General features: G+C 68.0%; 11 protein-coding genes. 5 read left to right on the plus strand and 6 right to left on the minus strand.

Annotated features, from left to right (window positions below):
• Together DSP71_RS09645 and DSP71_RS09650 are read left to right on the plus strand one after the other, a co-directional pair.
• Positions 1-234: 6,7-dimethyl-8-ribityllumazine synthase (locus DSP71_RS09645; protein WP_181800712.1), on the plus strand; the 234-nt coding region annotated here is incomplete at its 5' end.
• A gap of 53 nt (positions 235-287) precedes the next feature.
• The gene (locus DSP71_RS09650; protein WP_046749662.1) at positions 288-641 is read left to right on the plus strand and encodes a hypothetical protein; all 354 of its coding nucleotides are present in this window, start codon (positions 288-290) and stop codon (positions 639-641) included.
• A 30-nt stretch (positions 642-671) separates the two neighbouring features.
• Here the strand turns inward: DSP71_RS09650 and DSP71_RS09655 are convergent, their stop codons facing one another.
• Genes DSP71_RS09655 through DSP71_RS09665 form a run of 3 tightly spaced genes read right to left on the minus strand, consistent with a single transcriptional unit; the run spans position 672 to position 1,539 of the window.
• Entirely contained in the window at positions 672-830 is a 159-nt protein-coding gene (locus tag DSP71_RS09655; protein WP_230977834.1) for a hypothetical protein, read from the minus strand.
• A 5-nt stretch (positions 831-835) separates the two neighbouring features.
• The gene (locus tag DSP71_RS09660) at positions 836-1,045 is read right to left on the minus strand and encodes a hypothetical protein (protein ID WP_211368729.1); all 210 of its coding nucleotides are present in this window, start codon (positions 1,043-1,045) and stop codon (positions 836-838) included.
• Positions 1,042-1,539: a metallophosphoesterase gene (locus DSP71_RS09665; protein ID WP_113680979.1), complete on the minus strand. Its 498-nt coding sequence runs from the start codon at positions 1,537-1,539 to the stop codon at positions 1,042-1,044. The genes DSP71_RS09660 and DSP71_RS09665 overlap by 4 nt, the downstream gene beginning before the upstream one ends.
• 150 nt (positions 1,540-1,689) lie before the next feature.
• On the opposite strand from DSP71_RS09665, the gene DSP71_RS09670 reads away from it, so the two are divergent.
• Positions 1,690-3,150 carry an MFS transporter gene (locus DSP71_RS09670; protein WP_046749673.1) on the plus strand — a complete coding sequence of 487 codons (1,461 nt, stop codon included), beginning with the start codon at positions 1,690-1,692 and terminating at the stop codon, positions 3,148-3,150.
• A gap of 18 nt (positions 3,151-3,168) precedes the next feature.
• Here the strand turns inward: DSP71_RS09670 and DSP71_RS09675 are convergent, their stop codons facing one another.
• The 3 genes from DSP71_RS09675 to DSP71_RS09685 form a co-directional block, all read right to left on the minus strand.
• The gene (locus DSP71_RS09675) at positions 3,169-3,546 is read right to left on the minus strand and encodes a type II toxin-antitoxin system VapC family toxin (protein ID WP_218867314.1); all 378 of its coding nucleotides are present in this window, start codon (positions 3,544-3,546) and stop codon (positions 3,169-3,171) included.
• Complete coding sequence (locus DSP71_RS09680; protein ID WP_113680987.1) at positions 3,543-3,794, minus strand: FitA-like ribbon-helix-helix domain-containing protein; 252 nt, start codon at positions 3,792-3,794, stop codon at positions 3,543-3,545. The genes DSP71_RS09675 and DSP71_RS09680 overlap by 4 nt, the downstream gene beginning before the upstream one ends.
• Before the next feature lie 63 nt (positions 3,795-3,857).
• Positions 3,858-4,481, minus strand: coding sequence for an HAD-IA family hydrolase (locus tag DSP71_RS09685; RefSeq protein WP_113680980.1), 624 nt, complete (start codon positions 4,479-4,481; stop codon positions 3,858-3,860).
• A 74-nt stretch (positions 4,482-4,555) separates the two neighbouring features.
• Between DSP71_RS09685 and DSP71_RS09690 the strand changes: the two genes are divergently transcribed.
• Together DSP71_RS09690 and DSP71_RS09695 are read left to right on the plus strand one after the other, a co-directional pair.
• A complete protein-coding gene (locus tag DSP71_RS09690; protein WP_045262938.1) occupies positions 4,556-4,762 on the plus strand; it encodes a hypothetical protein in 207 nt (68 codons plus the stop codon).
• Between the two features lie 77 nt (positions 4,763-4,839).
• On the plus strand, positions 4,840-6,726 hold the full coding sequence (locus DSP71_RS09695) for an ABC transporter ATP-binding protein (protein ID WP_113680981.1): 1,887 nt from the start codon (positions 4,840-4,842) through the stop codon (positions 6,724-6,726).
• Positions 6,727-6,737 lie beyond the last annotated feature (11 nt).

Consider the following 6,737-nt stretch of genomic DNA (forward strand, 5'->3'; position numbering starts at 1 on the left):
ATCATCCGCGGCGGAACCCCGCACTTCGAGTACGTCTCGGCGGCGACCACCGACGGCCTCACTCGGGTCGCACTGGATGCCGGCAAGCCCGTCGGCTTCGGCGTGCTGACTCTCGACGACGAGCAGCAGGGACTGGACCGCGCGGGGCTGGCGGGCTCCAAGGAGGACAAGGGCGCCGAGGCGGCCGATGCCGCCCTGCGCACCGCTCTCGTCACGAGGGAGCTCCGCGGCTGAGGTCAGCCTGCCCTTGCTAGCGCAGGAGGGCTCCACGCTCGTACGGTGAGGGCATGGAGACCCTGCGTCATATCGTCGTGTTCATCCACCTGATCGGCTTCGCCGTGCTGTTCGGCGCCTGGGCCGCTCAGGCTTTCGGCGGTAAGCGCCAGATCACGAAGATCATGGACTACGGTCTCGCGATCGCCGGTGTCGCAGGTCTCGCCCTCGCCGCGCCGTGGGGCATCGACTACGACCTCAACTACGTGAAGATCGGCGTCAAGCTGGTCGTGCTGGTCATCATCGGCGCGCTCCTCGGCATCGGTTCGGCGCGACAGAAGCGCGGAGACGCCGTGCCGCCGGCCGTGTTCTGGCTGATCGGCATCCTGGCACTCCTGAACGCGGGACTCGCCGTCATCTGGCGCTGACCGCACACGTCGACATGACGCCCGGAGCGCTCAACGCTTCCGGGGAGGCGCTGTGCTCCCTCTCACGATGAGCTCCGTTCCCACCAGCGGCGTCTGCGGTCGGTCGAGACCGGCCGACCCGGCACCCTCGAGTTCCGCGAGCAGAGCGTCCACCGCGAGTGCGCCCACGCGCTCGGGGTGCTGCTGCACGGTGGTCAGCGGCGGCCAGAGCTGAGCAGCATCGGGCGTTCGCCGTGGCGGAGGTCGACCGCGACGAGCGCGTCCGTCAGCCCCTCGGGGGCGGCATCGAGGCGTCCACCCAGCCCGCACACGCCGAGGACGAGAGCACGTTCGACCGCGGCTCCTGCGGGAACCCGGTCGTCACGCGAACGCATCGGCGCGCGGTACACGGGAACATCGCTCACGGCAGCGTCACCAGCGTGACCTTCACCGCGGCACCGTCGATCTCGGCCCACATCATCGTGCGGGCGGGCTGTCGTCGACGGTCGGTCGGCGACCCGGGATTCAGCAGCCGCATGCCCGCCGGCGACACGGTGTCCCACGGAATGTGGGAGTGCCCGAAGACCAGCAGGTCGACGTCGGGAAAGGCCTCGTCCATGCGACTCTCGCGCTGCCGCGACGGCCCCGTCTCGTGCACGACGGCGACGGCGACGGCTTCGACGGCGAAGCGGGCGATCTCGGGGAGCCGCGCGCGCAGCTCATCGCCATCGTTGTTGCCGAACACGCCCTGCAGCATGCGTGCCTTGGACGCGAGCAGGTCCAGCGTCGCCTCGTCCACCCAGTCGCCCGCATGCACGACGATGTCCGCCTCGTCGACCGCCCGCAGGACGGCTTCCGGCAGCCGCTTCGCCCTCTTCGGGACATGCGTGTCAGCGAGCAGCAGCATCCTCGTCGCCATGGTGTCCTCCCCGCGTTCCGCCTCCCCGACTCTACGCACCGCACGCGCTCTCCGGGATGACACGCGACATGCGCGTACAGCAAACACTCAGGAAGGCGTAAACTCGCCCGAGTCCCTTGGTATACCGGGGACTCGATCGGAGGAACACACATGAGCACTGCCACTGCGCCGGCGAATCCCCGCTCGCGCGTCATCACCGCGAGCCTGGTCGGCACCACGATCGAGTTCTACGATTTCTACGCGTATGCGACGGCGGCCGTGCTCGTGTTCCCGGTGCTGTTCTTCCCCACCGGCGACGACACGACATCGCTCCTCTCCTCGTTCGCCGTCTTCGGCGCCGCGATGGTCGCCCGACCGATCGGCGCTGTGGTGTTCGGCCACTTCGGCGACAAGTTCGGACGCAAGGCCACTCTCGTGGCATCTCTGCTGACGATGGGCATCGCGACCTTCGTGATCGGTCTGCTGCCGACCTACCAGGACATCGGCTGGTGGGCGGCACTGCTGCTGCTGATCCTCCGCCTCGCGCAGGGCTTCGCGCTCGGCGGCGAGTGGTCTGGGGCGGCCCTGGTCGCGACCGAGAACGCCCCGAAGGGCAAGCGCGCCTGGTACGGCACCTTCCCGCAGTTGGGAGCCCCGCTCGGGTTCATCATCGCGAACTTCCTCTTCCTCGCGATCAACTGGCTGCTGCCGCACGCCGACAACCCGGCACTGAAGTCCGAGGCGTTCCTCGCCTGGGGCTGGCGCATCCCGTTCCTGTTCTCCGCCGTGATGGTCATCATCGGCCTGTGGGTGCGGCTCAAGCTCGTCGAGTCCGACACCTTCAAGAAGGCCGAGACGAAGGGCGTGATCCGCAAGCTCCCGCTCGCGACCGTGTTCCGCCACCACTGGAAGCAGCTCATCCTCGGCACGTTCATCATGCTGGCGACGTACGTGCTGTTCTACCTGATGACGAACTTCACCCTCGCCTACGGCACCAAGCCCGCGTCGCTGGAGACGGCTTCGGCTGCGGCGAAGGCGGCGGCCGAGGCGACCGGCGCCTCGTTCGATCCCACCAAGTTCGCAGCGCAGTTCTATCCGGGACTCGGCTTCGGCTACACCGACTTCGTGCTGATGCAGATCATCGGCGTGGTGTTCTTCGGCGTCTTCACCCTGCTCTCGGGTCCCATCGCCGATGCGGTTGGCCGGCGCAAGCTGCTGCTGTGGGTCACGGGAACCATCATCGTGTTCGGTCTCACCTTCAACGCGTTCCTGCTCCCGGCGATCGACCCCAAGTTCACGGGTGCGCTCACGCAGGCGTTCCTGGTGTTCGGCTTCATGCTGATGGGCGCCACGTTCGGGCCCATGGGAGCCCTGTTGCCCGAGCTGTTCCCGACGAACGTCCGGTACACGGGGTCGGCCATCGCCTACAACGTCTCCTCCATCCTCGGCGCGGCGGTGGCCCCGCTCATCGCTCTGAAGCTGTGGGAGGTGGCCGGCGGGGCGCCATGGCTGGTCGGTCTGTACCTGTCGGCGATGGGTGTGCTGACCTTCATCGCGCTGATCCTCTCGCCGGAGACGAAGGACCACGACTACGACGACGACCTCGGCGTGGCCGCAGCCGTCGAGCTCTAGTCCACCCGAGGGCGGGGATCAGAGGACGATGACGTCGCAGTAGCGTGCGGCCGATTTCGCGAGTCGACGGTCGAGCGTCAGCAGAGGCACGCCGAGCGCCTCCGCCAGTGCGACGTACCCGGCGTCGTAGGCGGAGATCTCGTCGCGCAGCATCCAGACCCTCGGGATCAGACGACGCAGAGGATGGCGGGTGATCTCCAACTCGCTGAAGGCATCCAGCGCCTCGCGCGCGATGTGCGCTGGGAGACGATGGTGGATTGCCTGCCGCCGCAGGACGGAGAGCACCTCGATGTCGAGACCGGCATGCGCATGGAAAATATCGCCGCCCAGCCACTCCTCAGTACCGATCACCGCCTCGATCGCAGCCGAGGCGTCGAGCACCGGTCCGGCGCTCACCGATCGTGCTCAGCATCCCGGTCGGCGCGCGCCGCGTCCCGCGCCTCGAGGACCTGGTCTCGGGTGAGGGCACTGCCGCACGCGGCAGCCCTTGCTCGGGCCGCCGCGACGATCTCCGCGTTCGTCCTGTACTGCACGAGGCTCGTGAGCTGAGCGGCGACATAGTCGGAGAGGGACATGCGCTCTGCGGCGGCTCGCTCCTTGAGCCGTGCGTGAACGTCGTCCGGAAGGTTTCTCACCTGCAGCATCCGACCCATTTTTCCAGCGTCGCATGTTCAGCACATGCGGTAAAGAGCAATCTGTGGATAACTTCAGCCGGCGAGGAATCCCTCGATCGCGGCGATCGTCGTCGCGTTGTCGACATGCCGCACGGCGCGGATCCCGACCGCTTCGGCTCCGTGGACCGACACCTGGTGGTCGTCGATGAACAGCACGTCTCCCGGCTTCGCCCCCATGCGCTGGAGCGCACGCAGGTAGGCCTCACGTTCCGGCTTGTTGACGCCCTGCTCGTGGCTGTAGCAGATCGGATCGAAGATCTCGGAGAACCCGAAGCGGCGTTCCTCCTCCTCTCGCGCGCCATCGGCCGAGTTGGAGAGGATCGCGGTTCCCGCGCGCGACGAGAGGGTTCGCGCGTACTCGATCAGTTCCCCGTTGGCGGTGCCGCAGTACGCGTCCCAGAAGTCGGCGCGCATGGCGCTGCGTTGCGCGGCATCGAGGTCGAGCGCTGTGCTCACCGCGTCCCAGAAATCCGACTCCGTCCCCGTGGTGACGTCGATCGCGGGAAGATGGGCGGCCGCGATGCGCGCATCGAAGACACCGCGGTCGAGACCGCTCGCCACCTGCCAGCGATCCCACCACTCCTGCTGCCATGCGTCGTCGTCGACGACCTCGAGAACTCCACCGATGTCGAACAGGACCCACTTCTTCGAAGTCATCGCCCCAGACTGTCACGTCAACATGTATTGACTTCCCGGCCCGCGTCAACAAATATTGACGCAGGAGGTTCATCATGACACTGCCGACGGCAATCGCCCAGGACGACGGGAGCGAGCCGCTGGCCGCCCTGCACCGCCTCGCCGAGGTGCGGAAGGAGGTCGCCCGCGCCGAGGAGGCGAACGTGCGTCGCGCACGCAACCTCGGCTACTCGTGGCAGGCCATCGCCAGCGCTCTCGGTGTGAGCAAACAGGCGGCCCACCGCCGTTTCGGCCGCTCCTGAAGCTCTTACAGCCACTCCATAGGATCCGACCGCGAACGAAGTACGGTCGAAGTACCATCTCCAGATAGAGGTCCCGCATGTCCGGTTCGGCGACAGCACGCCGTCGCGGACGTGGCGCACAGCCCGAAGGCCCCCGCGCGACGTTCCGCCAGCTCCTCCCCTTCCTCTTCGAGCACAAGCGCACCCTCATCGTGGTCGCCGTGCTCAGCGTCATCGGCGCAGCGACGTCGCTCGTGCAGCCGCTCCTCGTGGGTCAGGTCATCGAAGCCGTGCAGTCCGATACGGGGATCGGGATCCTCGTCTGGCTCCTGGTCGGCTTCGTGATCGTGTCGTCGATCATCTCCGGCTTCCAGCACTACCTGCTCCAGCGCACCGGCACCGCCGTGGTGTATTCGAGCCGTCGCAAGCTGATCGCCCGCATCCTGCACCTGCCGACCTCCGAGTTCGACGCCCGCCGCACCGGTGACCTCGTCTCACGCGTCGGCACGGACACGACGCTGCTCTACGCCGTGCTCACCCAGGGCCTCGCCGATGCCGTCGGCAGCGCAGTGCTCTTCGCCGGAGCACTGATCGCGATGCTCGTGATCGACCCGATCCTGCTGCTGCTCATCGTCGTGGTGATCGGCATCTCGGTCGCGGTCGTCGTGCTGCTGAGCGGACGTATCCGCACCGCATCGACCGCCCAGCAGGAGAAGGTGGGTGAGCTCGCCTCCGGCGTGGAGCGTGCCGTCGGCTCGATCCGCACCATCCGCGCCTCCGGGGCGACCGAACGCGAGACCACGGCCGTCACCGCCCTCGCATCAGACGCCTACGGGATCGGCGTGCGCATCGCCAAGATCTCCTCCATGGTCGTGCCCGTCTCCGGCATCGCCCTGCAGCTCTCGCTGCTGGTGGTCCTCGGCGTCGGCGGCTTCCGTGTGGCGGCCGGAGCGATCACGATCGCCTCCTTGATCTCGTTCATCATGTTCCTGTTCCTGCTCGTGATGCCCTTGGCCACCACGTTCGGCGCCATCACCTCGGTGAACCAGGCCCTCGGTGCGCTCGGTCGCATCCAGGAAGTGCTCGATCTGCCGACCGAGTCGCAGGACGACGAGAAAATCGCCGCGTCGCTGCCTCGCGAGACGCCGACCCCCGACGCACCGGCCATCGAGTTCCGCGACGTGCGCTTCCACTACCCCGCGAACGTCGTCGCTGCCCGTGCGGCCGCAGCCAAGGAGGCCCGGACCCTGCTCGCGGATGCACACCTGGAGTCCGCAGAGGAAGCGACGGCCACCGTGCAGGACCACGAGGTGCTCCGTGGCGTGTCCTTCGCCGTGCCCCACGGCTCCCGCGTCGCACTCGTCGGCCCCAGCGGCGCCGGCAAGAGCACGATCCTGTCGCTCATCGAGCGCTTCTACGACCCGACGGGCGGCTCGATCCGCCTGCACGGCCACGACGCGCGCACGTATCCGCGCGACGAGCTGCGCGCCCACTTCGGCTACGTCGAGCAGGACGCGCCGACGCTGGCCGGCACTCTCGCCGAGAACCTGCGGCTCGCCTCTCCCGAGGCGACCGATGCCGACTGCGAGCGCGTGCTGCGCGCCGTGAATCTCGGCGACGTGCTCGAGCGCAGCCCCCTCGGGATCGAGGCGCCCGTCGGCGAGGACGGCGTGATGCTCTCCGGCGGTGAGCGTCAGCGACTCGCGATCGCCCGCGCGCTGCTGACCGACGCCCCGATCCTGCTGCTCGACGAATCGACGTCGTCGCTCGACGGTGTGAACGAGCAGCGCATGCGCGAGGCCATCGATGCGGTCTCCACCGACCGCACGCTCGTGGTCATCGCCCACCGCCTGTCGACGGTCGTCGACAGCGACCTGATCGTGGTCCTGCAGGACGGCGTCGTGGTCGGCCAGGGCACGCACGCCGAGCTCGTGGAGTCGACACCGCTGTACCGCGATCTCGCCCGGCACCAGCTGCTGACCTGATCCCCACCCCA

Origin of the sequence: Microbacterium sp. H6 (assembly GCF_003314775.1) — a bacterium.
GTDB lineage: Bacteria > Actinomycetota > Actinomycetes > Actinomycetales > Microbacteriaceae > Microbacterium > Microbacterium oxydans.

Excerpts from the sequence above, each read along its gene's own strand:
- DSP71_RS09685 (WP_113680980.1), bottom strand. The coding sequence starts at position 4,481 with ATGACTTCGAAGAAGTGGGTCCTGTTCGACATCGGTGGAGTTCTCGAG.
- DSP71_RS09670 (WP_046749673.1), top strand. The coding sequence starts at position 1,690 with ATGAGCACTGCCACTGCGCCGGCGAATCCCCGCTCGCGCGTCATCACC.
- DSP71_RS09650 (WP_046749662.1), top strand. The coding sequence starts at position 288 with ATGGAGACCCTGCGTCATATCGTCGTGTTCATCCACCTGATCGGCTTC.
- DSP71_RS09690 (WP_045262938.1), top strand. The coding sequence starts at position 4,556 with ATGACACTGCCGACGGCAATCGCCCAGGACGACGGGAGCGAGCCGCTG.
- DSP71_RS09680 (WP_113680987.1), bottom strand. The coding sequence starts at position 3,794 with ATGCTGCAGGTGAGAAACCTTCCGGACGACGTTCACGCACGGCTCAAG.
- DSP71_RS09695 (WP_113680981.1), top strand. The coding sequence starts at position 4,840 with ATGTCCGGTTCGGCGACAGCACGCCGTCGCGGACGTGGCGCACAGCCC.
- DSP71_RS09665 (WP_113680979.1), bottom strand. The coding sequence starts at position 1,539 with ATGGCGACGAGGATGCTGCTGCTCGCTGACACGCATGTCCCGAAGAGG.